Annotated in this window: 31 protein-coding genes and 1 tRNA gene; 19 read left to right on the forward strand and 13 right to left on the reverse strand. The window is 48.1% G+C overall.

Annotated features, from left to right (window positions below; all coding sequences use genetic code 11):
- The first annotated feature begins 126 nt into the window (after positions 1–126).
- From GCWU000325_RS09710 to GCWU000325_RS12280, 14 genes are all read left to right on the forward strand, one after another.
- Positions 127–759 (forward strand): DUF4141 domain-containing protein, encoded by a 633-nt coding sequence (locus GCWU000325_RS09710; protein ID WP_040599621.1) that lies wholly within the window; start codon positions 127–129, stop codon positions 757–759.
- A gap of 52 nt (positions 760–811) precedes the next feature.
- Positions 812–1,849: a conjugative transposon protein TraJ gene (gene traJ / locus GCWU000325_RS09715; protein ID WP_006256406.1), complete on the forward strand. Its 1,038-nt coding sequence runs from the start codon at positions 812–814 to the stop codon at positions 1,847–1,849.
- Between the two features lie 50 nt (positions 1,850–1,899).
- On the forward strand, positions 1,900–2,523 hold the full coding sequence (gene traK / locus GCWU000325_RS09720) for a conjugative transposon protein TraK (RefSeq protein ID WP_006256407.1): 624 nt from the start codon (positions 1,900–1,902) through the stop codon (positions 2,521–2,523).
- Positions 2,524–2,527: 4 nt separating this feature from the next.
- Entirely contained in the window at positions 2,528–2,830 is a 303-nt protein-coding gene (locus GCWU000325_RS11695; protein WP_006256408.1) for a hypothetical protein, read from the forward strand.
- Positions 2,823–4,094: a conjugative transposon protein TraM gene (gene traM / locus GCWU000325_RS09725; protein ID WP_006256409.1), complete on the forward strand. Its 1,272-nt coding sequence runs from the start codon at positions 2,823–2,825 to the stop codon at positions 4,092–4,094. The genes GCWU000325_RS11695 and traM overlap by 8 nt, the downstream gene beginning before the upstream one ends.
- A gap of 48 nt (positions 4,095–4,142) precedes the next feature.
- A complete protein-coding gene (gene traN / locus GCWU000325_RS09730; protein ID WP_006256410.1) occupies positions 4,143–5,093 on the forward strand; it encodes a conjugative transposon protein TraN in 951 nt (316 codons plus the stop codon).
- Complete coding sequence (locus tag GCWU000325_RS09735) at positions 5,087–5,677, forward strand: conjugal transfer protein TraO (protein WP_006256411.1); 591 nt, start codon at positions 5,087–5,089, stop codon at positions 5,675–5,677. The genes traN and GCWU000325_RS09735 overlap by 7 nt, the downstream gene beginning before the upstream one ends.
- 12 nt (positions 5,678–5,689) lie before the next feature.
- Positions 5,690–6,145 (forward strand): DUF3872 domain-containing protein, encoded by a 456-nt coding sequence (locus tag GCWU000325_RS09740; RefSeq protein WP_006256412.1) that lies wholly within the window; start codon positions 5,690–5,692, stop codon positions 6,143–6,145.
- Between the two features lie 11 nt (positions 6,146–6,156).
- Complete coding sequence (locus GCWU000325_RS09745; protein WP_006256413.1) at positions 6,157–6,663, forward strand: glycoside hydrolase family protein; 507 nt, start codon at positions 6,157–6,159, stop codon at positions 6,661–6,663.
- 195 nt (positions 6,664–6,858) lie between these two features.
- Positions 6,859–7,041, forward strand: a complete 183-nt coding sequence (locus GCWU000325_RS12080; protein ID WP_154646640.1) for a hypothetical protein — start codon at positions 6,859–6,861, stop codon at positions 7,039–7,041.
- A 276-nt stretch (positions 7,042–7,317) separates the two neighbouring features.
- Positions 7,318–8,082, forward strand: coding sequence for a hypothetical protein (locus GCWU000325_RS09755; protein WP_006256415.1), 765 nt, complete (start codon positions 7,318–7,320; stop codon positions 8,080–8,082).
- Positions 8,079–8,741, forward strand: a complete 663-nt coding sequence (locus GCWU000325_RS09760) for a hypothetical protein (protein ID WP_006256416.1) — start codon at positions 8,079–8,081, stop codon at positions 8,739–8,741. The genes GCWU000325_RS09755 and GCWU000325_RS09760 overlap by 4 nt, the downstream gene beginning before the upstream one ends.
- 326 nt (positions 8,742–9,067) lie before the next feature.
- On the forward strand, positions 9,068–9,748 hold the full coding sequence (locus GCWU000325_RS09765) for an NYN domain-containing protein (RefSeq protein ID WP_040599622.1): 681 nt from the start codon (positions 9,068–9,070) through the stop codon (positions 9,746–9,748).
- Entirely contained in the window at positions 9,745–9,921 is a 177-nt protein-coding gene (locus tag GCWU000325_RS12280) for a hypothetical protein (RefSeq protein WP_006256419.1), read from the forward strand. The genes GCWU000325_RS09765 and GCWU000325_RS12280 overlap by 4 nt, the downstream gene beginning before the upstream one ends.
- On the opposite strand, the gene GCWU000325_RS09770 is transcribed toward GCWU000325_RS12280, so the two are convergent.
- The 12 genes from GCWU000325_RS09770 to GCWU000325_RS09825 all read right to left on the reverse strand — a co-directional run bounded on the left by GCWU000325_RS09770 (position 9,909) and on the right by GCWU000325_RS09825 (position 18,935).
- Positions 9,909–10,133 carry a hypothetical protein gene (locus tag GCWU000325_RS09770; protein ID WP_004351251.1) on the reverse strand — a complete coding sequence of 75 codons (225 nt, stop codon included), beginning with the start codon at positions 10,131–10,133 and terminating at the stop codon, positions 9,909–9,911. The two genes, GCWU000325_RS12280 and GCWU000325_RS09770, sit on opposite strands and share 13 nt — an antisense overlap.
- A gap of 4 nt (positions 10,134–10,137) precedes the next feature.
- Positions 10,138–10,392: a hypothetical protein gene (locus tag GCWU000325_RS09775; RefSeq protein WP_004343225.1), complete on the reverse strand. Its 255-nt coding sequence runs from the start codon at positions 10,390–10,392 to the stop codon at positions 10,138–10,140.
- 32 nt (positions 10,393–10,424) lie between these two features.
- Positions 10,425–11,699, reverse strand: coding sequence for a PcfJ domain-containing protein (locus GCWU000325_RS09780; RefSeq protein WP_006256420.1), 1,275 nt, complete (start codon positions 11,697–11,699; stop codon positions 10,425–10,427).
- Between the two features lie 4 nt (positions 11,700–11,703).
- The gene (locus tag GCWU000325_RS09785) at positions 11,704–12,123 is read right to left on the reverse strand and encodes a PcfK-like family protein (RefSeq protein ID WP_006256421.1); all 420 of its coding nucleotides are present in this window, start codon (positions 12,121–12,123) and stop codon (positions 11,704–11,706) included.
- Between the two features lie 5 nt (positions 12,124–12,128).
- Positions 12,129–12,560: a hypothetical protein gene (locus tag GCWU000325_RS09790; protein ID WP_006256422.1), complete on the reverse strand. Its 432-nt coding sequence runs from the start codon at positions 12,558–12,560 to the stop codon at positions 12,129–12,131.
- A 351-nt stretch (positions 12,561–12,911) separates the two neighbouring features.
- Positions 12,912–13,259 (reverse strand): hypothetical protein, encoded by a 348-nt coding sequence (locus tag GCWU000325_RS09795; protein WP_006256424.1) that lies wholly within the window; start codon positions 13,257–13,259, stop codon positions 12,912–12,914.
- Positions 13,260–13,398: 139 nt separating this feature from the next.
- Positions 13,399–13,863, reverse strand: a complete 465-nt coding sequence (locus GCWU000325_RS09800) for a DUF1896 domain-containing protein (RefSeq protein WP_006256425.1) — start codon at positions 13,861–13,863, stop codon at positions 13,399–13,401.
- A gap of 35 nt (positions 13,864–13,898) precedes the next feature.
- Positions 13,899–15,122, reverse strand: a complete 1,224-nt coding sequence (locus GCWU000325_RS09805; RefSeq protein ID WP_025066432.1) for a site-specific integrase — start codon at positions 15,120–15,122, stop codon at positions 13,899–13,901.
- 370 nt (positions 15,123–15,492) lie between these two features.
- Positions 15,493–15,580 (reverse strand) — tRNA-Ser (locus tag GCWU000325_RS09810).
- A gap of 299 nt (positions 15,581–15,879) precedes the next feature.
- On the reverse strand, positions 15,880–17,631 hold the full coding sequence (locus GCWU000325_RS09815) for a bifunctional metallophosphatase/5'-nucleotidase (RefSeq protein ID WP_006256428.1): 1,752 nt from the start codon (positions 17,629–17,631) through the stop codon (positions 15,880–15,882).
- 19 nt (positions 17,632–17,650) lie between these two features.
- Positions 17,651–18,136 (reverse strand): dihydrofolate reductase, encoded by a 486-nt coding sequence (locus tag GCWU000325_RS09820; protein ID WP_006256429.1) that lies wholly within the window; start codon positions 18,134–18,136, stop codon positions 17,651–17,653.
- 4 nt (positions 18,137–18,140) lie between these two features.
- The gene (locus tag GCWU000325_RS09825) at positions 18,141–18,935 is read right to left on the reverse strand and encodes a thymidylate synthase (protein ID WP_040599800.1); all 795 of its coding nucleotides are present in this window, start codon (positions 18,933–18,935) and stop codon (positions 18,141–18,143) included.
- Between the two features lie 258 nt (positions 18,936–19,193).
- On the opposite strand from GCWU000325_RS09825, the gene GCWU000325_RS09830 reads away from it, so the two are divergent.
- The 5 genes from GCWU000325_RS09830 to GCWU000325_RS09855 all read left to right on the forward strand — a co-directional run bounded on the left by GCWU000325_RS09830 (position 19,194) and on the right by GCWU000325_RS09855 (position 22,448).
- On the forward strand, positions 19,194–19,574 hold the full coding sequence (locus GCWU000325_RS09830) for an MmcQ/YjbR family DNA-binding protein (RefSeq protein WP_006256431.1): 381 nt from the start codon (positions 19,194–19,196) through the stop codon (positions 19,572–19,574).
- A 517-nt stretch (positions 19,575–20,091) separates the two neighbouring features.
- Positions 20,092–20,613, forward strand: a complete 522-nt coding sequence (locus tag GCWU000325_RS09840; RefSeq protein ID WP_006256433.1) for an RNA polymerase sigma factor — start codon at positions 20,092–20,094, stop codon at positions 20,611–20,613.
- A complete protein-coding gene (locus GCWU000325_RS09845; protein ID WP_006256434.1) occupies positions 20,591–21,037 on the forward strand; it encodes a hypothetical protein in 447 nt (148 codons plus the stop codon). The genes GCWU000325_RS09840 and GCWU000325_RS09845 overlap by 23 nt, the downstream gene beginning before the upstream one ends.
- Before the next feature lie 12 nt (positions 21,038–21,049).
- Complete coding sequence (locus tag GCWU000325_RS09850; protein WP_050756637.1) at positions 21,050–21,493, forward strand: DUF6108 family protein; 444 nt, start codon at positions 21,050–21,052, stop codon at positions 21,491–21,493.
- Between the two features lie 67 nt (positions 21,494–21,560).
- Complete coding sequence (locus GCWU000325_RS09855; protein WP_006256436.1) at positions 21,561–22,448, forward strand: hypothetical protein; 888 nt, start codon at positions 21,561–21,563, stop codon at positions 22,446–22,448.
- Positions 22,449–22,927: 479 nt separating this feature from the next.
- Here GCWU000325_RS09855 and GCWU000325_RS09860 read toward each other — a convergent pair whose 3' ends face one another.
- Complete coding sequence (locus GCWU000325_RS09860) at positions 22,928–26,113, reverse strand: TonB-dependent receptor (RefSeq protein WP_006256438.1); 3,186 nt, start codon at positions 26,111–26,113, stop codon at positions 22,928–22,930.
- Positions 26,114–26,264 lie beyond the last annotated feature (151 nt).

Raw genomic sequence — 26,264 nt, forward strand, 5'->3', positions numbered from 1 at the left:
TTAGACTGTCGTGTCCAAATACTTGGACTAACTTGTCCAACTTATCCCTATAACAGCAAGCTGAATAGACATCCCTTAGTGGACATTCAGACAAACATAGTATTCACATCATAAACAAAAAGAACAATGAGAACAAGAATTTTAATGCTGCTGATGGGCTCCGTCCTTTTATTCAGCGGAAAGGCTCACGCACAGTGGGTGGTGACCGATCCCGGTAACTTCGCCGGCAACATCGTCAATTCGGTCAAGGAGATAGCCACCGCCTCCAAGACGGTGAAGAACACCTTGGACGGATTCAAGGAAGTGGAAAAACTCTACAACGACACCAAGAAGTATTATGACGCCCTCAAGAAGGTGAACAACCTCATCGGAGATGCCTACAAGGTCAAGGAGTGCATCCTGATGGTGGGCGACATCTCGGAGATTTACGTCACCTCGTATAAGAAGATGCTCTCGGACAAGAACTTCCGCCCTTCGGAACTCGCTGCGATGGCTTCGGGCTATGCCAAGCTTTTGGAGCAGAGTGGGGAGAGTCTCAAGGAACTCAAGTCCATCGTCAAGTCGGGTGTCCTCTCGATGAACGACCACGAGCGTATGCAGGCCATCGACCGTATTTATACCACGCTCAGGGAAAACCGCTCGCTCGTATCGTACTACACAAGGAAAAACATCTCCGTAAGTTACGTCCGTGCCCGTGAGAAGAATAACCTTGCCTCTGTCAAGGCTCTCTATGGTAATACGGCAAGCAGGTATTGGTAAATCCACAGACTAAAAAAGAACTTGAAAGAACTTTCATAAAACACACTTGCTTATGGATTTTGCCAGTTTACACGAGCTGCTCCACTCAACCTATGAAGAGATGATGCCGCTCTGCGCCCAGATGACAGGCATTGCCAAGGGTATTGCGGGCTTGGGCGCACTCTTTTATATAGCCCTTCGGGTATGGGCTTCCATTGCCCGTGCCGAGGCGATAGACGTCTTTCCCCTTCTCCGTCCCTTCGTGCTGGGCTTTTGCATCATGTTCTTTCCGACAGTCGTACTAGGTACGATGAATGCCGTTCTCTCGCCCGTAGTGCAGGGAACGGAGATGATGGTACACCAGCAGGAGGGGAACCTTGCCGAGCTTACTGCCAAGCGAGACAAGTTGCAAGAGGAAGCCTACCTTAGAAATCCTGAAACAGCCTACCTTGTCTCCAACGATAAGTTCGATGAGAAGATTGAGGAGATGGGCATCATCGGACCTGAAGATGCTGTGACGATAGCGGGTATGTATGCCGAGCGTGCTGCCTATCAGACCAAGCAATGGATTATGAAGATGGTACACGACCTTTTAGAACTTCTGTTCCATGCTGCAGGGCTTATCATTGACACGCTGCGCACCTTCATACTCATCGTCCTTGCCATTCTCGGTCCGATAGTCTTCGGCATTGCCGTATGGGATGGTCTTTCAGGCTCACTTACGGCATGGTTCTCACGCTATATCTCTGTCTATCTGTGGCTGCCTGTTAGCTCTATTCTTACGGCACTGCTTACAAAAATACAGGTGCTGATGGTACAGAAGGACATCGAGGCGCTCAGCGATCCCAACTACCTGCCAGACGCGGGGACGTGGTACTACATCATCTTCTTCCTCATCGGCATCGTGGGTTACTTCTGCGTTCCCACCGTTGCAGGCTGGATTATCGAAGCAGGAGGCGGTATCGGCTCTTACGGCCGCAATGTCAATCAGGCTGCACAGCGCGGTGCACAAAGTGCCTACACGGGCGGAAGATATGCCGCGGCAGGTGCCGGGTCGGTCATCGGCAATGTCGGTGGACGTATCAAGGGTGCACTGCTCAAAGGAAAGTAGAAATGGAGCAACAATGCTTAATAAATCAACAGCTATAAAAGGAAAAAGAAATGGAATTCAAATCACTTAACAATATCGAGACCTCATTCAGGCAGATAAGACTTTATGCCTTTGTCTTTGCCATTGTCTGCGTGGCGGTGAGCGGTTATGCCCTCTATACCTCGTACGGCTTCGCCAAGGAGCAACGGGAGAAAATCTATGTGCTTGACCAAGGCAAGTCGCTCATGCTTGCCCTCAGTCAGGATGCAAGCCGAAACCGTCCCGTAGAGGCACGTGAGCATGTACGTCGCTTCCACGAGCTGTTCTTCACCATCGCGCCCGACAAGGATGCCATTGAGAAGAATATGGAGCGTGCCTTCGTGCTGTGCGACAAGTCGGCTTTCAACTATTACAAGGACTTGGCAGAGAAGGGCTATTATAACCGTGCCATATCGGGCAATGTCAACCAGCGCATAGAGGTGGACTCTATTCACTGCAACTTTAATACTTACCCTTATGCGGTAACGACCTATGCACGGGAGTTTATCGTCCGTCAGAGCAACGTCACGGAGCGCAGTCTTGTCACGACCTGCACGCTGCAGAACTCTGTCCGTTCGGACAACAACCCGCAAGGCTTCCTGATGGAGAACTTCCTCGTTAAGGAGAACAGGGACATACAGACTTATAAACGATAAGGCTATGGCAAAGAAAAGAAACTTTTTACTCTCACGTCAATATCTGCGCTTTCACCTGTGGCTCCGCCATCGGTGTGAACGGCTCACGATACGGCAGAGAAAGGAAATCGTCTATGGACTGAGCTTCATCTATCTGCTCTGCTCGCTTTGGATGATAGCGCAGTTCTTCCTTCCTCCAAAGAAGGAGAAACTACCCATCCCCACGGGAAAGCTGACGGACAGTCCGATACGGACGGACAGCACTTTACATGAGTTACACGGCAATTTTTACCTACAACATCATCAAACAATCAAGGAAAATGGATAATAAACAGAAAGAACAAATGAAGAAAGGCTTGGTCTTCGGAGGACTGGGACTGCTGTTTGCCCTCTCGATGTGGTTTATCTTCGCGCCTTCGGGCAAGGATAAGACTGCAGCGGAGCAGGGACTCAATGACAGCATCCCGCAGGCAACGACGGAAAAACTGACGGAGAACAAGCTCAAAGCCTACGAATTGGGCGACAAGGCACACGAGGAGGAACAGACCCACGAGGAGATGGGCAGGCTATCGGACTATTTTGCACAGAACACCGCTCCATCAGAGACGGAACGTGCAGAGACAGCTGCTTCTACGGCAAAGATAGAAAACTCCATGCATCGCTATGAAGAGAATAATCGGCTCTTGAACTCCTTTTACGCTCCCGACCCACACGAGCAGGAACGTGAGGCTTTGCGTTCGGAGATAGACAACCTCAAAAAAGAGCTATCCCAAAAGGATAGTAGGGAGGACGACGAGGAGAAACGACAGCTTGCCTTGATGGAAAAGAGCTATCAGATGGCAGCGAAGTATCTCCCCAAAGCTTCTGCAGCTGCACGATCTTTGGGTAATGACTTTGCCGAGGGCAAAGGGCAAAAGGCTACGGACAAAGGGCTGCGCATGAGCAATAATGCAAACGAAGGTTCGGCCGACTTGCCTGCAATGGAAATCTTGGCGGAACGCAAACAGGTAGTGTCCTCACTGGGGCAGCCGATGAGCGATGCTGACTTCATCAAGGAGTATGGCACGAAAGCACGCAACTTGGGCTTTCACTCGCTCGCAAGCACGGCTGCACCCACGAAGCGCAACACACTCAAAGTGGTGGTGGACAGGACAACGACGCTCAAGGAGGGCGATAATGTCGTGCTCCGTCTGCTTGAAAGTGCCAAAGTGCAGGGCTTGCGTATTCCACGGCAAAGTCGACTCATAGCCGTCGCTAAGATTGAGGGTAACCGTATGCACCTGCTTATCAAAAGCATTGAGATGGACGGGCATATCATAGCCGTCAAGCTCTCGGCATACGACACAGATGGGCAGGAGGGTGTGTATATACCTGGTTCGGAGGACATCAATGCGCTTAAGGAAGTCGGGGCGAACATCGGCGGTTCAATGGGAACATCCTTTACCTTCGCTTCCTCTGCCAAGGACCAGATTATCTCCGAGGCTGCCCGTGGGGTGATGCAGGGTGCAAGTCAGCTGCTTCAGAAGAAACTTCGCACCATCAAGGTAACGCTCAAGGGTGGCTACCGCCTTTTCTTGGTTCAGTCCAAATGAAACAATCGAAAATGATAAGTAAAAATAACATCAAATAAAAAAGGAACAATGAAGAAAATTATTTTATCAATGGCTATGCTTGCCATGGTGGGAGCAACTGCCACAGCACAGGAAAACAATGATGGTCTGACACCGAGCCGTCCGCTTACTTCGGGCGAACTCTTTCAAGGTATGAGCCGTGCCATACCAACGGGGCGTGTCGTACTGCCGTATGGTCTTGACGTTACATTTGACAAGACCGTGCATCTTATCTTCCCTTCTGCCATCCGCTATGTAGACTTAGGTTCGCAGAACATCATCGCAGGGAAGGCGGAGGATGCAGAGAACGTACTACGTGTAAAGGCTGCCGTGAAGGACTTTGAGACGGAAACCAATATGAGCGTTATCTGTGAGGACGGTTCATTTTACGCTTTTAATGTAAAATATGCCGATGAACCGGAAAAGTTAAGTATCGAGATGAAAGACTTTCTCTCTACAACAGAAGGCAGGCTGCCGAGCAATCGCTCTGACATTTACTTTAAGGAACTTGGCAACGAGTTGCCCGTATTAGTAAAACTGATGATGCAGACTATCTATCAGAACGACAGACGCTGCATTAAACATATCGGTGCACAGCAGTTCGGTATGAAGTTCCTGCTTCGTGGATTGTATGCCCATAATGGCTTGCTGTATTTCCACACTCGTATGGAAAACGGTACAAACATGCCGTACTCTGTGGATTTTATCACCTTTAAGGTTGTAGATAAGAAGATGGCAAAGCGCACCGCCATACAAGAACATGTATTGCAGCCACTTCGCGCCTATCATCAGGTGATGCAGGTGCGTGGCATGGGTAGTGAACATACTGTGTTTGCACTCGAACAGTTTTCTCTTGCAGAAGATAAGCAGCTTGAAGTGACACTCTATGAGAGAAATGGCGGTCGTACACTGACCTTTTATGTAACGGCAGAAGACCTGCAGATAGCAAAGAAGATTGATAACCTCAAACTGAAATGGTAATGAAGAAGAGCAATATCATTCTGACAGTATGCGTTGCGGTGGCCATGACTTTCAGTCTGCCATCGCAGGCACAGCGACTGATACCCAAGCAAAGGGGCGTAGAGGTCGTAGGAAGTGTTCCGCTTATCAAAGGAGAAAAGTTCCTTGCTGCTGACAATTTCGGCATGGGAGCATCACTCACCCGCTATCTGGGTCGTGAGAACTATACCTTTGTTATGGCAGAGTATGAACAGCAGAATATGCCGTACAGAAGTTATAACGTAAAACTCAAGGATGCTCTCTTACAGGTGGGCTATATGCACCCTGTTCTTTCTGATAGAGGAAAGAACGTGTTTCTCTATGGGGGCATATCCACTTTGGCTGGCTATGAGCAGCTGAACGAGGATAAAAGGCTGCTACCCGATGGGGCAACGTTGCTCGACCGTTCCCGCTTCGTCTATGGCGGTGCCGTGCATGGCTCGGTGGAAGTGTTTCTAACAGACAGAGTTCTCTTTCTTGTAAAGGCGCAGGGACGTTTCCTCTTTGGCTCGGACGTGCATCGTTTCCGTCCGGCTGTTTCAGTAGGACTAAGGTTTAACTTTTAAGTAGAAGAAAAGATGAAGAAGATATTGAATACGATTTGGGTAATGGGGGTGCTGACCCTTGCCGTGTTTTGCCTATCTGCTTGTGATAGGGATTTGGATGTTCAGCAGTCTTATCCGTTTACGGTGGAGACAATGCCGGTTCAGAAGGACATCATAAGGGGGCAGACGGCTGAGATACGCTGCACGCTCAAACGAGGTGGTGAGTTTGCCGACACTCGCTATACGATACGTTATTTCCAGTCTGACGGCAAAGGCTTGCTAAAAAATGACAACGGCACTGTCTTTAAGCCGAATGACCGCTATCCGCTGACAAAGGAAGTGTTCCGCTTATACTACACCTCGCTCTCCACCGACCGTCAGACGATTGACGTGTATGTGGAGGATAGTTTCGGCAGGGTTCAGCAGCTAAACTTTAGTTTTAACAACAAGCGAGAAGAGGGCAAGAAGCCTGCATCTTCTCGCCACTAAGACCATAATTGATGCGAACGATAAATTCTTTCATTTTACTTTGTGTATTCTGCCTGTTCTGTCAGCCGACCCTTGCCCAGCGCAGGGTGCGGCTGGCAGACTTGCCACCTTTTGAGCGTGCAGTAGTCGTAGTAAAATACTTTGAGGGTATGCACGGCTGGAAGAATTATCCGTATGTTGGGTATGGGCATCAGTTGCAACCAGAAGAGCGTTTTACGGCGGATATGACGGAACGGCAGGCAGACTCCCTGCTCCGTGCCGACCTTTGGAAATGCTTTGAACACTTCAAGGGGTATGGTAAGGATGCGCTGCTACTCAGCCTACTTGCCTATAATGTGGGCGTGGGGAGATTGCTTGGTTATGGCAAGTACCCCAAAAGTAGGTTGCTGCGAAAAATTGAGGCAGGAAACAGAAATATCTATCGTGAGTATGTTTCGTTCTGCAGATACAAGGGAAAGGTCTTGAAAGGGCTGGAGAAACGAAGAAAGGTAGAGTTTGCCTTGTTTTATATTCCTTAATCTGCTATTCCTTTACATGTGTCCTCAAGAACAATTCTCTATGTCGGCGAGAATATAGCGGCATTGGGAGCTTTGTGTAAAGACTTCATTGAGCACAAAACAAATAGGTATTTTCTTAAAAAGAAATCTTATATTTATATTGATTTTCAAAAAGAAAATACTATCTTTGCAATAATGACAAAAATAAATAATTCTATGCCTGTAATAGCGTCTCTTTCGCTCAATGGTCGCAGCTATGATATAAGACTGTTCGACCTGCATTTTAATCCCCCTACAGGGGGTATCGGGTTCCCTCATTCATCGTTTGCTGGCAGTGAGCAACTTCTGCTGATGGATACACCTTTTACCTTTAGTGCAGGACTCCACAGAAGCCCTTGAAGATGAAAGAAGTTATAGCTGACCCTAACGTACACCTCAACGATACCTATTGAATAAATCCAAATGGAGAGAAATGTAGGGAGTTTCCTATTAGAGAAACTATAAAGCTCTATCTAGTTTCTTGGCAATTACAATGTAGGCCAAACAGTTCAATTCAGCTTTGAGGAAAAGACCGATGAGGGTATTTATACGCATCTTGTTTCGGACGAACGGACGATAATGCCAAGGGTATGGTAATCATTGAAGATTTTGAACTTAAAAAGAAAGAATGAATATATGGCACGAATTATCATAACATCGCCACAGGCTGTAGGAAGCGTGGAAATAACTACGGCAAAGGAGAACCATCAATATTATATATATAAATCGGGGGCTATTAAATATTTTAAAGGGGAAACAAAATATTATGAATACTATGTAGAAACAGGAACAAAGGAAAAGAGTACAATATTCAAGAAAATAATGGTGTTGGAAAAGAATAAATATGGAGTAGTTAAATTTCCCGAGACTGGAACAGGGTTTCGACGTTATGGTACAATAGATAAAGGCGGAAACTCAACTTTACCAAAAGAGTTCGTTGGAGAAGGTGATCATTATCTTCTACCTCAAACTGCAGCTGCTCTATTCGGAGTTACAAATGATATTGCCCAAAAAGGTTGGGAAGTTCATTTTGGAGATATGTCTTCATCAAGTGGAAGCGATCCTTGGCAACCGGGGGCTTCTCATCATGCTGGGCATGGGCACCTTGGGACAAGAAAGGGAAAAGATGTTGACTTTAGATATTTAGGCGTAAACGGAAAAAGTTTTCAAGGTCTTAATACAGCACCAAATTTTGACAAAGAAAAAAATATCACTTTTTTTGAAATAGCGTATAAATTCGGATTCAGAAAAAACTTTTGTACTGGAGCTGAGCACATATTAGGGAAAAGAGTCTTAGGTGTTAGAGATATTAAATCGCATAAAGATCATGGCCATATAGGGCTAACAAGCGAGAATATAGAAGAGATTTCCGCAAAAGACGAAAACATTATTATACAATGAAGGTATTATTGATTTTCTTTGCTCTTTGGGGCTGTGTGGTAGAAGAGAGTGTAGCTTCTTGTGTAAGAAATGGGAAGCAATATGTCATTGATGGATTTATTTTGAATTTACCAAGTATTGACGAAGAAGATTTCAAGTTTGAAAAAAGAAATGATACTTTATATATCACGTCATTGACCTACTTCACTCTTGACGGAACAACTCTTGTCATTCCAAAAGATATTCGTGTTATAAACTTGCAGGAAAGCATTATCATCGGCATAAAACAGGAAACAACAGACGACACGCCTGCTGCATGGCTGGATTTTTCTTCTGAAAGAAGTAGGTTGATAAGGAATATAAAGCAAAAGTACAATCTTTGGACTTCTCAAAAACAAGAGGATTATTTATATCGACATCATTGGCCAACCATTAAAGACTTGTCTGTACAATTCCAAAAGATATTTTACGATAAAATCATAGAAAACCAAATTGACTATAAAGAATGTTGTCCTGAATATATAGAACAGGCAAAACAATATCTTGCTATGAAAAAAGAGAATGTCATTTCTTTTGAGCAGTTGCATGCATATCCTCAAATAAAGGGTAGGACAATTACAATTTCTTATAGGAAAAAACAGAAGAGTAGGCATATAGTGATAGTAGAAACTTTTAAATAAGTGGGTTGATAAAAACGAAATCTTTAATGATAATGGGTTCTCGGCTTATTTCACTTCTTGTTAAAGCCTTTCCTCTTTTTGCAGTTGGTTATGTTACTAAAGATATGTAGATACCCATAATGGAGGATTTCTTTTCACTTCAAGAGATGCTGCAAAGTGTTTTTGATACGATATAAACTTATTTTCTCATAATCCGAGACCTCTGCAAAACCTCATATAGATAGCGAAATCATAAATATAACTCATTGATTATCAATAGTAGCTTTTGGGTGTAAAAAGACTTTTGCAGAGGTCTCAAACTATCTAAACAACAAGGACAAACAACCATTGCTATCCTCATAGATGGCGATGATGTTGCCGCCGACAAACTTAGTGACATCATGTCCTTTATTTCTTCCTATGGTAATCCCATTGTCCAGCGTATCTATGCCGATTGGACAAAGCCTGCGATGAAGCGGTGGAAAGAGGTGGCAAAAACATTTTCTTTCCGTTTAGTGGAAGCGATTTCTTATATTGAGGTGAAGAATACGACGGATATGGCACTTGTCATCGATGCGATGGATTTGCTGCATGGAAAAACCGTGCAAGGTTTTTGTATCATTTCCAGCGACAGCGATTATGCGTTGCTTGCTCAGAGAATAAGAGAGGAAGGACTATTGGTGTTGGGCTATGGCGAACAGAAAACACCGGCATCATTGCAAAATAGCAGTCATGAGTTCCGCTTTTCGGATAAGACAGAGCCCGTCCAACCGAATAATAACACGCCAGATTACTTCATAGACAGAGACCGTACCTTGTTCGACAAGGCATTCGAGACGGCACGTAAAGGGGATGATACCGTTATGCTTTCACTGATTGGTGGTGAACTTAAAAAGCTGATGCCCAAGTATAAAATCAAGCGTTACGGCTGCAAGACGCTCGGGCAACTTTATGTTAGATTGGGAAAATACGAGCTGGTCAAGGTCGGTGACAAGGCTGTTGGCAGTACCATAAGGATAAAACAATGAAAAGAACGATACCAAAACAGCATTTTCAATTGCAGTTTCGGTATCGTTGGTTATTGAAGATAGGGCATAGGCTTTCTTTGCTCCTTATCTTTCCCCGCCTGATTGCTCATGGAAAGAAAGGAGCGGGCGGCGGATGTGCCGTCCGCTTGTACGCTGTCGCTTACTCCTTTTGAATGATTATTCGCGTTGTTTTTACTTTTGGGTGGGTAGAAAATGCCCAACTCACCTCCTCGTCGGGCAAGGTACTGTGAATGTTACCACCCATTACCAACCCGCAATCTTGCAAAACTTTCTGCCGTGCATCCTCCTTGTTATCGGCAAGGACTTCAAACACGCCCTCGAAAATGTACTGCGTTCTTACTCTGTATATCTTTTTCTTCTCCATATCCCTAAAACTCTGCTATTAACAATCTGTGCTTCATCGGCTCACCATTCGATAGTCTGCGATGGGTGAGCCAAAAGTGAGTGCGTCCATACCCATAGGCAAAGAAGTTGTCAAGTTCCGTTTCTTCGGCTATCTGTTTAATGGCTGTTCTTAACACTTCCTTGTTATCGGATAGGGTTATTGCATTGATAACCCTAATGAGGATATGGGGTATTTCGTCTGCCCAGTTACATACGAAGCTTTCTATTTCTACTTTCATTGCTGTGATAATTTGGTGGTTTATATTTTTCTTTATGCTGTTGCCTTCATTCTTTGGCGTATAAGTCTGCTGTTGGCATTGACAAGGTTTACTGTCTGCTCGTGGTATTCCGTATTCTTGTTGCATACTCCACGACTTTGCACCACTTCCAAAGTTCTTAATGATACTTCAATTGTCTCTATTCGTTTGCCTCCAATGGTTGCCGAAAGGATAAGGGAGTCTTCCTTGAGGTAATATGCATTAGAAAACAGACAATGGTGCATTGATACACCTTCTTCCAAATGTTCCTGCACGCTCTCCAACACGTGGACTTGGATTATGCCGTCCGTAAAACAGATACCGAAAAACTTGGATTTGAGTTCCTTGAAGCGTTTTTCATCTTCGATTGCCTTCTGCTGCCTCTGTTCTATCTTCTCCTGTTCACGCTGCCTGAGAAGTTCCTCGTGCCTGCGGTCGTGTTCGGCTCTGAGGTTGGCAGGACAAAGATATTTCGGGCTGTGAGTGTCTTTGCCCAATCTGCGGAGTGTGTCCACATAATCACACCACAAGGAAATGTCGGTTATTTCATATCCGCTTCGATTGGCTATCTTGTAGGACTTCCAGTAACTGTCAAAGTCTCGAGGGCTATTGAGAAAATAGCGCAAATGTTCAATCCGTCCTGCTTTCATCAATGTTTCTGCACGACTGTCAGAAAGCAATGCCGAAATGAGTGTTGTCGGGGCTATATCGTGAAAATCATCCTTGAAACCATTCCTACGGAGTATGTCTGTAACCTTGAACTTCGGATATGTCTGAGAATAGGCTGCATATTGGTAGGCTTTGTTATCGTTGCGGATTGCCATAGGGCTATAATAGGAAAAGGTATCAACATAGTGTCCCAATACCCTCTGTATGGCAACCACGGCTTTTCGTCCCTGCATATTCCACCAATATTGCCCAATCTCAATTATAGAAGTTTGTGCTTTGTAACCTTTCTCCATACCCACAATAAGTAGGAACATACGCAATACTTGAAACTCTCCACAAGTGGTAAGTATGGTGAAATACTGCTTCTGCTGCAACTTGCGCTCATAGGTTTCCTTGACCTGCAACTTTGCCCTGCAATGAGGGCAAGTGCAAGTTTCTCTATGTTTGTCCATTACCCAACTATGCCCACAATCCATACAAGTAGTGCGACCTTTTGGCAAGCGGTAGGCGAAGTGGTCTATGCACTCACGGAATGCCCACTTGCTTTGTGTCTTGGTTATTGGGCAAAGATGTTTGCTTTGTTCCAAAACCGCCTTCTCAAATTTGTTTCTTGGTTTCATAGACTTAAAAATCAAATAATGATGGTTGTACTTGGGTTGCTATATTCTCGGTCTTTTTCACTCGTGCGTTACGGCTCTGTAACTTGGCAAGTTCCTCACGCTGATATTGCTTAATGGCTTCCTGCCTTGCTTCGGCTTTTTCTTCCTCTGTGAGTTCTACAATGTGATTGACGGCAACTTGGCAAGAAATAGCCTTACCCACCTCTATATCGTCCTCATCATAGTAGTGAACAGCCATAGAGAAGATTTCATCATCATCAAAGCCGTTGCAACCGCTTTTCTGCACTTCATTAAGAATGTAGGTGATGCACTCCTCGATATTCTTGTTCGGTTTCATCAAGTTAGGGGCAAACAAGGGGTCTGTCATAGCACGCTGATTGAGATACTCGGCTATTGTCCGTGTGAAATGTTCTGTTCCTTTCATATTGCTTAGTATTTTGGGATTTCTACTATTTGATTGATGCGCCCATATAGGTAGGCTCTTAGGCTTGTTCTGTCAGGTGCGTAATACTCTGTCCATTGTCCGTACTGATTGACAAGATATTTCTTCAGTACATCAAAGAAGTCAAAGCGATAGCCTTGCAGTGGAACGGCTGTTCGGAAATAGGTGTTTGAGTTCACCGCTTCACATAGCCAATTCTTTTCCTCACGGCTCATCATTTCGCCACGATAGAGTTTCATACGCAGGAGATATACTTTGCTGTTACAAAGGCTCTCCAAAGGGGGAACATCCCATTGTACAAACTTAATTGCCAACACTTGCTCACTTTTTTCAGCCGTAGGGTTAATGCGGTAATGAGAGGAGGAGCTATATCCTTTTCTGTTCATCGAAGATGTTGTATTTACTTTTTGCTTATCCATAGCGACTTTTTTTTATGCGTCCAAAGATCGGAGTATGCTGATTCCTTTTTGTAGCAAAATAGAGGTAGCGGGGCAGGCTTACACAAGGTTTTGTCGGAAAATACAACCCGTAGGTGTGGAGATTTTCCAGACAAACCAAGCGGCACAGACCTTTTGAAAGCCACATGCCCCGTACTACCTTTGCGGATAAAAAGGGAACAGCATCCGTCTTCTTGTCATCGCATATCGTGGAGCATTGGAAAAGAAGCAAAAGTGCAACGCTCGTAGTGGGAAATAGAAAAGGTGGCTATCTCAAAATGCGAGATAACCACCTGATGAAATAACATGAAAGGTTTTACAGAGCTGTGCTTCTCAAAGCACGCATAGCAGGATGGCACAGAGAATAGCCAACCAAAATAGAATGCTCAGCAGCGCAAATGTTACTTTTAGAATTACCCTGACTATAAAGCGTAGTATCAGAAAACCTGCAATGACTGACACGGCAGTTACGACTTGCGGCGTTACCATCTTCGAGATAAGCCAAATGACACCGATAACGACGGAAAGCAGGATAGTGAGTTCGATGAAGCGTGTCCAAGAGAAGCGGCGGACTTGCTTGGGAGAAGTCGGCTGCTGCTTTATATTATCGGTTTTGTTCGATGCGTCTGCCTTGATGAAGGCAGGTGTGTGGACATCTTGATTCATGATGATTATATTCATATCGGAGCTTTTAATAGTTCAAGAGCAATAACAAGATGCGCAGGCTACACAAAGACAAGTGTTAGTATAAACTCTTGGCGTGTGGAGCGGAGCGTTTATCTTGGCTCTTGACACTACAAAAGCTCCCGATGGTGTTACATCAAGTCATGTTCTCACTATCGACTGTTGGCAGACCATTAACCTCGATAAGCAGAACGATTGTCCCTGTCAGTTCGGTGTAGAGTTTCTCATACTCCGGACTTGCCCCAAAGTCGTCTGTCAGTTCATACTTGTCGAAAACGCTTTGCACAGCCTTATTCTTCAGAAGCATTGGTGCTAGTCTTTCAGGAAGAGGAGAAGGAAGTTCTTTCTCGAACTCATCCTCTAAGACAGACACAAGCGTGTCGTACTTGGAGAAATGCAGTCCTTGATACAGAACTTCGCTTGCCATTACCTCTGCCTCTGGATGAGAAAAACCTTGTGCCATTGCATCACAGTAGGTAGTAAGGGCTTCATCGGCTCTTGCCGTTATGAATGGTTTATCACCCAGCATTTCGGGGAAATGCTCACTGAGATAAGTCTCTAATTTCAATCGGAAGTAAGATAGTTCTTTCTTTGTTTCCATAATCGTCTATTATTTTAGGGTTATACATTAATATATTATATGCCCATGGCTGTATTAAACTTACTAAGTTTTCCAGCCAGTTCTTCCATATCATGCTCTATCTTCTTGTTGGTGATGCGAGCATAGATTTGTGTAGTCTTTATGTTGGTGTGCCCCAGCATCTTTGACACACTTTCCATCGGAACGCCCTTACTCAGCGACATTGTGGCAAATGTGTGGCGCGCAAGGTGGAAGGTCAGCCTCTTCTTGATACCGCAAAGGTCGGCAATTTCCTTGAGATAAGCGTTAATCTTCTGGTTTGTAAGTACCGGAAGGAGTTTACCGTCCCGATAGGTCTTATGCCCATATTTGGTGATGATACGCTTAGGAATGTCAAGAAGCAGCACATTGGTTTCCACGCTTGTCTTCTGACGTTTGGTCATAATCCATTGCTTGTCGTCAAGCGTAACGATGTTGTCCGGCGTAAGGTTGGACACGTCTATATATGCCAGACCTGTAAAGCAAGAGAAGATGAAAACATCCCTTACCAGTTCCAGGCGGTTGATACCGAAATCCTTGTTGGCAATCTTCATGATTTCCTCGTCAGTGAGGAAGCCACGGTTTACCGGTTCCAAGTGGAAATGATGATTTATGAACGGGTCGTGGTTCAACGCGCCCATCTTCCTTCCCAGTATGGTGATGGTCTTGAAAGTCTTCATCGTTTTCGTGGCCGTATTGGGATTCTGCCCAGCGGTTGTACGCAGATAAATGTCAAAGTCATGAATGACGGTGAATGTCAGTTCAGACAGGCGAATGTCACAACGCTTGTACTTTTCGTTCAAGAAGGCCGCAAAGTGTTTCTTACACACGTTGTATTTCTGCAACGTTGCCACACTCACCGAGACACCAACCTGTTCCTGTATGTCCGTATTATGCTTCTCGAAAAGCTGCATGAGTGTGCAGACATTGTCCTGCCTGCCGAGATACTCAGACTTGATGCGTTCCAAGCACAGGTCGTCCGTCATTTCCAACTTGCGATAGATGGTTTGCAGGTCGTTTTGGATGCTGTCCAACTGCAAGTTCATGCTTAGGGCTTCGGTATTGCGTCCTTTCACCCGTTCTCGCGTACTGTCCCATTGGTTCTGTTCAACGGCGATCCCGGCTGAGCCTATGCACAACCGTTCGTTGTTAAGGTAAATCCTCAACATCACAGGGGTCTTGCCCTCCTTGTTTACATAGTTGCTTCTGAGATAGAAGACTGTTCTGAAAATTGATTTCATACATTGACTGTTTTTAATTGTAGCTGGATTCATGGGAAATTGTTCCACATCGAAAGGAATTTTATCGCCTAAATGGATGGAATGAACTTCCATATATCCCACTGCAAAGTTCTACATAATCATTTGAATAACAGCAACATATAAGTACTCTAAACAATCTCTGTACGTACTCTTGGTTACAATTTTTATTCGGCTCATCTTTTTGTAACCAGATTGTAACCGTAGGAGAGTATTTTGGGCGTTTCGGCACCCTCCTTACGTACTCTGAAAAAACATGTAAGTATAAAACAAAAGTATCGTAACTTATTGAAGCTACGATACTTACTGATTTTTTGAAGTTTCTCTTACTCTTGTTTCAGAGTACTTCCAGCGGAGAGAGAGGGATTCGAACCCCCGAAACGCTTTTGACGTTTACACGCTTTCCAGGCGTGCCTCTTCAGCCACTCGAGCACCTCTCCTTGGCTTTGTGAATCCTTTGTTTGCTATGCGTTGTCGGTAAAAAGTTTGCGGCCGATTAGCATAGAGGAATCGGCCGCAAAAGTAACACTATTTTTTCATAGAACAGGCAAAAAGACGCTTTTTTTATGGCCTTCTTTTTAGTTTGTCGGGACGGCTGCGTTTCTTTACGCCTTTCGCGCGGTGAAGAAAAGCGATTGCGGCGTTTCTCTCCCAAATACAGTCAATGATGACGCACAAGTACTGATGCCGTGTTGGGCCTGCGGCGCCTTATATATAATGTATGCCTTCGCCTATCCGTTTATTTGAAGAGAATGAGCGAATCCGCGTGAGCGGCCTTCGTGGCCCAGTCCTCCGGCACAAACTTCCATTGGTTTAGCGCTTTTGGGGTGATCGTACCTTGGCGTTTAATTTCCTGCATCAGGTAGAAACGCAAGTCTTTGTCCGTACTTTTGACGATGCGCTTCGGCAATTCCTCTTTCGGAATGCCGGCCCCCTGCGTCAAGAGTCCGCCGCCGCCATTGCCGCGATAAGAATTGACCGCCACGAGATAATCTTTTTTCTCCAAATCAAAAGGTTCGCCGTTGGCCAAACTGATGATGTGCACCTTTTCACCTTTTGGACGGCGCACGTCGACCGTGTAAATCAAACCCGCCGCAGAATCGAAATTGAAATTCGGGTGCGCCAAGCGCTGCCAAGTCTCTTTCGCCTCAATCGTTTTCGGATTAAAAATCAGCAAGTGGTCCGTCGGTTGCTGCATCGTGTTAGCCCAGTTGGCATAACTGTATTCCAAGAAACCTTTGATTTCCTTTCCTGAGAGCCGCATTGTATAGAGTTGGTTCTCATACCGGTAAAGGTTAAACATATCACTCATATGAATTTCTCCGGCCGGAATTTCCGCGTCAAATGTCAAGGGTGCTGCAAACGAAAGTGATGCGCCCGAGATGCGCATTTGCAGTTGGTGAATAAAGTCTACAAAAGCCGAAGGCCCAAAGAAAGAAGGCCGCGTATCAATGGCTATTTTATTATAGCCGATCACCGCACTCGTAAACGCCTTCACCGCCTCAATCTGCGGCGAAAACTCCTTTACGAAGTCCGCATCCGGCGCTAAGTCGCGCACATCGACAATGCTTCCCGTGATCGTCTTGTGCCCCTGTGTATCGAAACTCACGTCCGCCACGGCCACAAAGCCCGCATTGGCTGCCGGGTTTAAGATCTGCACGATACCGCCCTCCTTATTCGCAATCGTGCGGCAAGCCTGTCGATGATCGTGCCCACAGAGAATAATGTCGAAGCCCGGCACCTCGCGCGCCACTTGCAGCGAAGCGTTTTCATTCAGCGTTCCCGTGGCGTCCTCGCGCCCTACGCCGCTGTGAAACAAGCCCACGACGAGGTCCGCTTGGCGGCGCATTTCCGGCATATACTTTTGCGCCGTGAGCACAAGGTCGTCGAAGCGCAAGCCGCGCCATAAGTTTTCCGGAAGCCACGTCGGGATCCCCGGCGTCAGCATACCCAGCACAGCGATGCGCACGCCGCCTTTCCGAATAATCGTATAAGGCTTCCAATAGGGTTTTCCCGTTTTTACCTCAATCGTATTCGCGCTGAGCATCGGAAATTTACACTCTCTCACCCAACGATCATAGACCGCGTGTCCCGTTTCCACATCGTGATTGCCCACTGCTGCCGCATCATAGCGCATATAGTTGAGCACCGCGGCGCAAGCGTGCGTTGCCGTCGTGTCGATATAATTATAGTAGTAAGCCGTTGGCTGTCCTTGCAGAATATCCCCGTTGTCGAGGAGCAAGACCTTGTCCGCGCCCATCTGCTTCCGCGCCCCCTTCACATAGGTTTCGATGCGCGCCAAGCTTCCTATGCCCGGCTTACGGTCCATAAAGTCGTAAGGAAAATAGTTGCCGTGCACATCCGATGTCTCAATAATTTTCAGACGCACGTTCTTAATTTTTGCCGGCACTTTCTCCGCTGCCGGCCGCGCGTGACTCGTGCTGACGGGTAGCGAAAACAGCGCCAGCAAGATAAAAGATAAGATTCTCATATCAGTCAATGTCCTCTGTTTATTTGCGTATATAGTCTACAAAAGTAAAATCTGCTTCGTTCTTTTCATCGGCTGCGTAATGCTCGCGCTGCGTTTCGCGCCACGCTGCCTTATCATAATCCGGAAAGAACGTATCCGCCTTGTCCGGTGTCGCCTCGATGAGCGTCAAGCATAGACGGTCCGCCCGCCCGATCGCCGCCTCGTAGACCGCTGCTCCGCCGATGATGAAGACCTCCTCATTCGGTGCGCAGGCCGCCAAGGCCTCGTCCAGCGAGGGGAAGACCTCCGTGTTCGGCCACGCCGTAGCCGTGCGTGAGAGTACGATATTGCGCCGATTGGGCAAAGCCCCCTTGGGGAGCGACTCAAACGTGCGTCGGCCCATCACGACCGTATGCCCCGACGTCAAGGCTTTGAAGCGCTTCAAGTCCGCCGAGAGGCGATAAAGTAAATGGTTGTCGTAGCCAATGGCGCCATTTTGCGCGATGGCACAAATAATAGAAATCATAAGATCAAACAGATACCGGTGCAGCGATGTGAGGCTGCGGATTATAGTCAATCAATTCAAAGTCTTCGTAGCGGAAGTCCTCCAAGCGTCGGCGTTCCGGGTTCAGGCGCATCGTCGGTAGCAGGCCGGGTGTGCGCGTGAGTTGCAGGCGCGCTTGCTCCAAGTGGTTCAAGTAAAGGTGCGTATCGCCCGTCGTATAGATAAAATCGCCCGGCTCCAAATCAGTGACCTGCGCTGTCATCATTAAAAGGAGCGCATAACTTGCAATGTTAAACGGCACGCCCAAGAACGTATCCGCACTGCGCTGATAGAGTTGCAAAGAGAGTCGCCCGTCGGCCACATAATACTGAAATAAAATGTGGCAAGGCGGCAATTTCATCCTTTCGATGTCCCCCACGTTCCACGCACTTACGATGATGCGCCGCGAGTCGGGCTTGTGCTTGATCAGTTCTACCGCCTGCGCCAGTTGGTCAATCTCCCCGCCGCGTCCGTCGGGCCAGTGGCGCCATTGATAGCCGTAGATTGGCCCCAAATCGCCGTTTTCGTCCGCCCATTCGTCCCAGATGCTGACGCCGGCCTCCTTGAGCGATTTTATGTTCGTCTCCCCACGTATGAACCACAGAAGTTCGTGAATAATCGATTTGACGTGGAGCTTTTTCGTCGTCAATAAAGGAAAACCATCGGCCATTTGGAAGCGCATTTGGTGTCCAAAAATGCTCTTCGTTCCCGTTCCCGTGCGGTCGTGTTTGACCGTGCCGTGCGTGTTTATTTCGTTTAAGAGGTCAAGATATTGCTTCATTGCTTTAATGAGCTTAGTAGCGCCGGCAAAGTTACCGAAAAAAAAGCTTTTCGGCTCGTTTCGCGCCGCCGAGTATGTGCGAGCCGGTGCGCCGCGACCATTTTTGCAAGATGCCGCCGGCCGAGGTCCGCCTTCGCGTTCATTTTTTTGCCCCTCGCCTTGCTCGAATCTGTTTTTTGTGTTTGCTTTGCAGTAAGTAGGCTGCCGCCCAAGCCTTGGCCATTGCAATTTTTACGACTGACGAAAAGGAAACGACTGATGGATATTGAAGAATTTCGCGACTATTGCCTATCCCTGCCCGGCACGACCGAGAAAATGCCCTTTACCGAGGTCCATCGGGCGGAGGTGCGCGGAATCTTGGTCTTCTGCGTCGCTGATCGCTGGTATTGCCTCGTAGATGTAGATGAGTTTAACCACTTTACGATCAAGTATCCGCCGGAAGAGGCCCTCCAACTCCGTAAAACTTACGAGGAAGTGCGCCCCGGTTGGCATATGAATAAGCGCCATTGGATTACCGTCTCACTGGAGGGGACGCTGGATGACGATTTCATACGCCAACTCCTGCGTCGCGCCCACGCCACGCTCGTTGCCACGCTACCCAAGCGTGAGCGGGTAAAATACGAACAGTCGGCCGAATGATTCCGGCTGAAAAGCCAAGGCTCGCATTTGATTTTTAAGTACTCTTTGCCCCTCTTCCTTACGCTCCGTTTCGACTTGCCGGCTTTGTTCTCACGATAAAAAAGGTTTGCGCTCACGATAAAAAAGGTGTACGCTCGTGAGAAAAAGGCTTTGTTCTCACGACAACAAACTAACTTTGTCGGCCGAGCGCCCTTGTTAACCCCTTGTTGGCGTTATGAAAACCAAGCCTTGGTGCGCGCTGTTGCGGCCCTTCGCGTTGCAGAAAGCCGCCTGTGCGGAGTAGCAAAGGGGCGGTGCGCGGCGCAATACGCGGGCCGAAATCGACATGAAGTCTCGCTTATTTTCAATCGGAAGCAAATTAAAAATAATTCGTTTATTCATCTCATTATAAGACTGTTAAAGAATGAAAACCGCCAATGGCTTCGAAAAAATCAACGCCCTTGACGAAAAAAAGTAAAATATTGATGTTACAAAACTCCACCTTCCGCGTTAAGCTAATGTAACGCATCAAAAAAGTATGAAGCCTTCACGTGTAACAACCACCGAAAATCCGCTGCTGACAGCCTTTAGCGGATTGCGCAGACGCTTGCGACCGACGCTAAGTAGGTGGTTGGGCGAAGATGAAGCCGACGACGCACTACAAGAAGCCTTCTGCCGACTCTGGCCCGAGCGCGAGCGCTGGGCTGATGCCGACGAAGCGGCGCGCGTGCTGAACGTCACGGCTCGACACATAGGCATCGACGAACTGCGCCGCCGACAGAAGTTGGGCGAAACGCGACTCGAGGAGGGCTGCGACCCGGCTGAGGCGACCGATGCGGAAGATGAGGCGGCCGAACGCTATCGACGCGTCAAGCAGATCATAGATCAGCGACTCACGCCCCTACAACGCGAAATTTTGGAGCGTAGGGAGACGCGCGAAGAGGCCTTTGAGGAAATTGCGGCCACACTTAACATGCAGCCGGCGGCTGTAAGAATGCAGCTCTCGCGAGCTAGAAAACTGATTAGGGAGGTATATTATGAACAAAGCGGCATTAGATGAACTGGTAAGACGCTACTGGGAAGCGGAAACTACACCCGAGGAGGAGCGGCGCTTGGCCTTTTGGCTCTTAGAACCGGAGGCGGCCGATGCGTGCTACGATGAGGTGCGCGCCGTGATGGGTCTGCTCGCTACGGGCCGACGCCTGCACCGCGCCAAGCGGAAACGCACGACTTGGCAGCGCACGGGGCGAAAATGGGCCGTGGCGGCCGTGGTGGGCGGATTGATCTTTGCCGGCACGCGTTTTATCCCCCTCGTCGAGGAGCAAGACGTCTGCGTGGCCTATGTGGGCGGCGAGCGCATCACAGACCCCACTCGCGTGATGAACGAGGCGCACAACGCGCTGCAAGCCACGCAAAGACCGGCAGATGAGGCTAACGTGGAGCACGCCTTGAATGATATGTTTGCAACCATCAATGAACCATAAAACGAAATGAGAATGAAACGAATTGAGATCTTGCTTTTGTGCTGCATGATATCAGTGGCAGGCTTTGCCCAAACGGGTTTGCACATCGCCAATCTTTTCGGTGAGCGCTTCCGCAACCGCAAGGATGCGACGGAGGTGGTGATCGGCGGCGACCGACTCAAACCTTATAAGTTGAATCTTTTTCGGAGTTTGACCATTAAACCATCGGCAGCAGAAGTGAATGAGTTTGAGGCAAGCGTAAAAGCCGACGTCGTGGGCGCTTTAGACCGCGAAGCGGGGCTGCGACAGGGTCGACTGTATTATGGCTTTTACCGCCTGCGCTCGGCAGGGACTACGAATCGATTTATCTTTTATCGCAACAATACGCTGCGGGCCGGTGCATCGCCCACACTGACGCTGATCTATATGGAAGGCAACGCGACGCTGGCGGAACTGAAACAGCGCTTTGCGAAATAAGGCTTTGGGCAATTGTGCATAGCTATGAATCAAGGAATATTCAACTCGAAGAAAATTTAATCAGTATATGAAGACTATAACTTTACTCCTGCTCTCTGCCATGGCTGGCATGACGGCAAACGCTGCGATGGTGAATGATACGGTCGTGGATTTGAAAGACGTGCATCGCGTGATTATTACGGAAAACGATAGCACAAGTAGTATGGAAATCAAAGGTATGGGGGCTGATTCGGCTTATCATTATACCTATCAGCGCCGCACGGGTAGCGAAACGCTGCTGGACGAACACGCGGATCGGTGGACGTTTTCTATCGGCGGACTCGACGTGAACACTCGTCAGAAGTGCGCGACGTCACGGAAGGGATCGGTCACCTTAAGTATGTTAGGCCTTGGTTGTGAATGGCTCTTACCGATCGACGCGCCGGAAGATTACGACATCAAGATGGGAGGCTCTGTGGCGTTGAGCTTTAAGCTTCTGGGTTTAGACTACACTTGGCAGAAGAATCGGATGTATGCTATCTATGGTTTCAGTTGGCGTAATTATAGGATGAAAGGCAATCGCCGCTTTACTTATCTGCCCGGACACATTGTGGGCTTTGAGGATTTTCCGGCCGGCTCTACGAAGCATAATTCGCGCATGAAGGCTGTTTATCACAGCATCGAGCTGGGCTATCAGCGGAAGGTAAACTGTAGTGTTTGGTTGGGCGCGAGCGTCATTACGAATTTCGCGTGGAAACATCAATCGTCATTGCTGACAAAATATAAACTGAACGGTCGAAAGATTGAGGAAGAACAGAATAATCTTCCCCTGACGCCCGTGACGGTAGACTTTAGATTTATGGTGAGATATCAGGGTATAAATTTCTACGTGCAATATAACCCCTGCAGCGTTCTGCGCAGCGGGCACGGCCCACAATTCAGTACGTTTAGCGTCGGTTTCAACGTGGGCTTTTAGTTAAGGTGTGGTAACCGCTTGATTAAACACGCGAAGCGCGCGCAAGGCTTTCGATTTTCGCTCTTGAATGGGCGGAGTAAGGTCGAAAGCTTTGCGCGGCTTTTTGTTGTCTTATCAAACGAGGCTTTGGCGTGCGGTGCACTTGCCCGCCGCGGCACGCAGCGCGTAGGGCCTCGCGGGAATCAGGATAGCCTATTTATATATTGCGGAGTGGGCGGCGCAAGGGTGGATACTTCGACGCGCAGACGGCGACACATTATATATATAGGCGATGGGCGCCTTCGGCATGTTTGGCGAGGCGGCCGGTAAAGGGGAACGCCTTGTCGGGTAAAGGGTTGTAGGTTCGCGGACGGGCGAGCTGGGCGCTGCGCCGCGGATGCCGGCCTGCTGAGGGAGGAACAAGAGCCATCATAACCCAACGCAAAAGCGGCGCAACCTGAGGAGGTCGCGCCGCTTTTAGGTTGGCGTGGTCGCAAGGCTTAGAAAGCGATGCGGAAACCCAATTGCATGTGCCAGCGACTTGCGATATCGCTCGGCGTGGGGTTAGCATTGGGGTTGTAAGTATAACTCGGCTCGGCTACGATGTTGCCGGCAGCGCCCGTCGTTACGATCTTGTTGACCATAATCGGACTCACATTGTAGGCATTTCCGTAGGTCGTGCCCCAACGCTTGTTGAGCATGTTGGTGAAGTTGATCACGTCGAGCGTAAACTCGAGGCGAACGAGATTCTTCAAGTGGATGCTCTGGCCGAAGTGGAGGTCGATGTTGTTTTCCCAATCGGTCATGCAAGAATTGCGCTCTGCGTATTGGCCGCGGTGCGTTCTTGCGTAGCTGTTGCCTTGAATCCAGTCTTCAAAGAGTTGACGTGCTTGATCGGCAGTGGTAACATTGCCCTTCTTATCCGTAGACGCGATGAAATTCATTTTGCTCAACTCGTCTTTCGTCGGGATGTAGAGGAGGTTGTTTCCGCGCCAGCCGTCGCCATTGAAGTCGTCTTTCTCATTCATCGTGAGACTGTAGCGTCCGCCGGAAGTTCCGGTGTAGACGATGCCAACTGATGTGCTCAACCAGCCTTTGCAATACTTCGGTGAGTTGTAGTTGAGGCGCACCATAACGCGATGCGGGATATCAAACTTCGAATAACCCATTTCGCCGGGGCCGTTCGTGTCGCGTGAGTAGTTGAATTTCCAGTTGGAAAAAGCCACAGAGCTGGTTCCATCGTTGACACTTCTTGAGCGACCATAGGTATAGCTTGCTGCAACATCAAGACCGAAGTCGAAATATTTCTCAAGTTGTGCGCTCAAAGCGTAACTGTAGCCCTTGCTCGTATTCTTGAGGTTGATGATATTTTCGTAGGCGCTGGAGGCATTGCTGTAGAAAGGCGCTGCACTTGCGTTTACGCCGGGTACAGCAAAGACTTCGCCGACTTTCGTCAAAGCTAAGTTTTCGAAGAATACGTTGTTCATCGTCTTGGAGTAGATACCCTCCAACTGCAACTTGACGTTGCCGGGCAAAGTCTGCTCTACGGCGAGATTAGCACGGAATACTTGCGGGTATTTGAAGCTCTTTTGAACGACTGCAATCTCGGGTTTTTTCGTTGCGCCCGCCGCGATGACGTCTTGAATGGCTTGGTGGTAATTGGCCATACCGGGGACGCTCTTTGTAATTGTTGTGCCCTTCTTTTCTACGCCGGTATTGGTGAACGCATTCGAGATCCAAACGAACGGAACGCGGCCGGTGAAGATACCCACACCACCACGAATCAGCGTGCGATGCGCTTGGTCAACGTGCCAGTTGAAACCGAGGCGCGGAGACCACATTACGCGAGCATTAGGAACGTCGCCCGTGTGAACACCGAAGTGTTTTGAGTCGGCATACGTGTTAAAGGCCGTGTTGACACTCGGACGGTTGAAGAACATAGGTATATCCACGCGCAAGCCAAGCGTGAAGTTGAATTGCGAAGTCACGTTCCACTTATCCTGTGCATAGAATCCGAACTGTCCGGCGCTCATTGCCGGTGCATAGATCAAGCTGCCGTTGACGCGGGGCGCAGTAGGATCAGTATATTGATAGAAGAACTTGTAAGGATTGTCTTTCAAGAAATCGTCAAGAGTCTGGAAATACCACGTACCGTTTGAGCCTTGGATGAACGTGTTCTGAATGTGGTAGAACTCATTGTGCGTACCGAAGGTGAGTGTGTGGTTGCCGAGATACCAAGACAGGTTGTCTTCGAGCGAGTAAATGCGCTGGTAGAGCGCGTTTGCGCCGCTGGAAAATTCCGTACCGATATTGACTTTCGTATTCGTCTTGCCGTCAGCGCCGGTTACGTTGGCGATCTCTACGGTCGGGCCTTGATAAGGCACTTCGCGGTGGTCCTTGACGATGCTTGCGCTGGCGCGGAGTTCGTTGTAGAGCGCGTCAGTGATGTGGCTGTTGAGCTCAGTTACGAACGAGTGCGATTCGTTGGCGATGCGATATGCCGAATTGTTGAAGAAGTATGTCTTCGCGTTGGCGCCATACGCGTCGCGGTAAGCCTCGTTATATTGATAGCGGAACGAGAGTTTGTTCGACTCGTCGATGTTCCAGTCCAAGCGGCCCAAGAAACTATTGCTTCGGCTATCTACATCGCGCTGGCCAAAGCTCTCGCGGATGCCGGTAAGTGCAAAGTAGCGATCAGCGATTTGCTGTGCCGTGGCAGCAGAGATGTATTTGTCTGTATAACCCGGGTAAATGCTTGAAGGGTAGCTCGATTTCTTGTGCTCAAAGCTTACGAAGTAGAAGAGCTTGTCCTTCATGAAAGCGCCGCCGAGCGTTGCGCCGAAAGTGCGTTCGTATTGCGTGGGCAGTTTATTGTAAGTGTGGTCGCGCGCAGCGCTATAGCGCCCATACATATTTTGATTATTGAAGAAGCCATAAGCCGAACCGTGCATCGTGTTCGTACCTTGCTTCGTCACGGCGTTGATACCGCCACCCGTAAATCCGCCTTGGCGCACATCATAAGGCGCAACGACAACTTGCACCTCTTGGATAGCGTCCATACTGATTGGGTTTGCACCGGATCCGCTTCCGTTTGTGCCGCCCGCCGACAAGCCGAAGACATCGTTAGCTACGACGCCGTCGATGTTGAACGAGTTGTAGCGGTTGTTAGATCCCACGAAAGAGATGCCACCCGTCTTGCTCGAAATAGCCATCGGCGAGAATTTTACCACCTCCAATATGTTGCGGTCGATGGTCGGCGTGGTTGTGATTTTCTGCAATGAGAAGTTTTGTCCGGCGCCTGCGCGGCTCTTCCCGACAGCCGTAACGACAGCCTCCGAAAGTTCGCTCTCGTTCGGCTTCAGCTGGAGATCGAAGGGCAACTGATCGCCCAATTGCAAAAAGAGTTTGTCTACCGATTTCGTACCGTAGCCTAAGTAAGTTACCTGCACGGTATAGGGGCCGCCGGGGCGCATACCCTGAATCGTAAAGCGGCCGTCGGCGTTCGTCGTAGCCGTATAGCGCGTACCGCTCGGCGTATGAATGGCGCGAATGGTCGCACCGACAGCCGGTTGGCCGCTTTCATCAGTGATGAGGCCGCCAAGCGCGGACGTCGTCACTTGAGCGTGCGCACAGACGGCAAAAGCCGGCGTCAGCGCAGCAAGGAAAAGTTTGTAATGATCTGCCATAATACAGCAAGAATTTAGTTGTATGCTACAAATTGATGCTGCAAAATTAAAGTTTTACAACGTATTTCTCCACTCCTTGCAGAAAAAACTTTCCGTACGTAAGGAAAACATACGCAATAAGCCGCAAGCGGAGGGCCTGCGGCTTACTTTC

The sequence above is a fragment of the Alloprevotella tannerae ATCC 51259 genome (genome assembly GCF_000159995.1).
Taxonomy (GTDB): Bacteria; Bacteroidota; Bacteroidia; order Bacteroidales; family Bacteroidaceae; genus Alloprevotella; species Alloprevotella tannerae.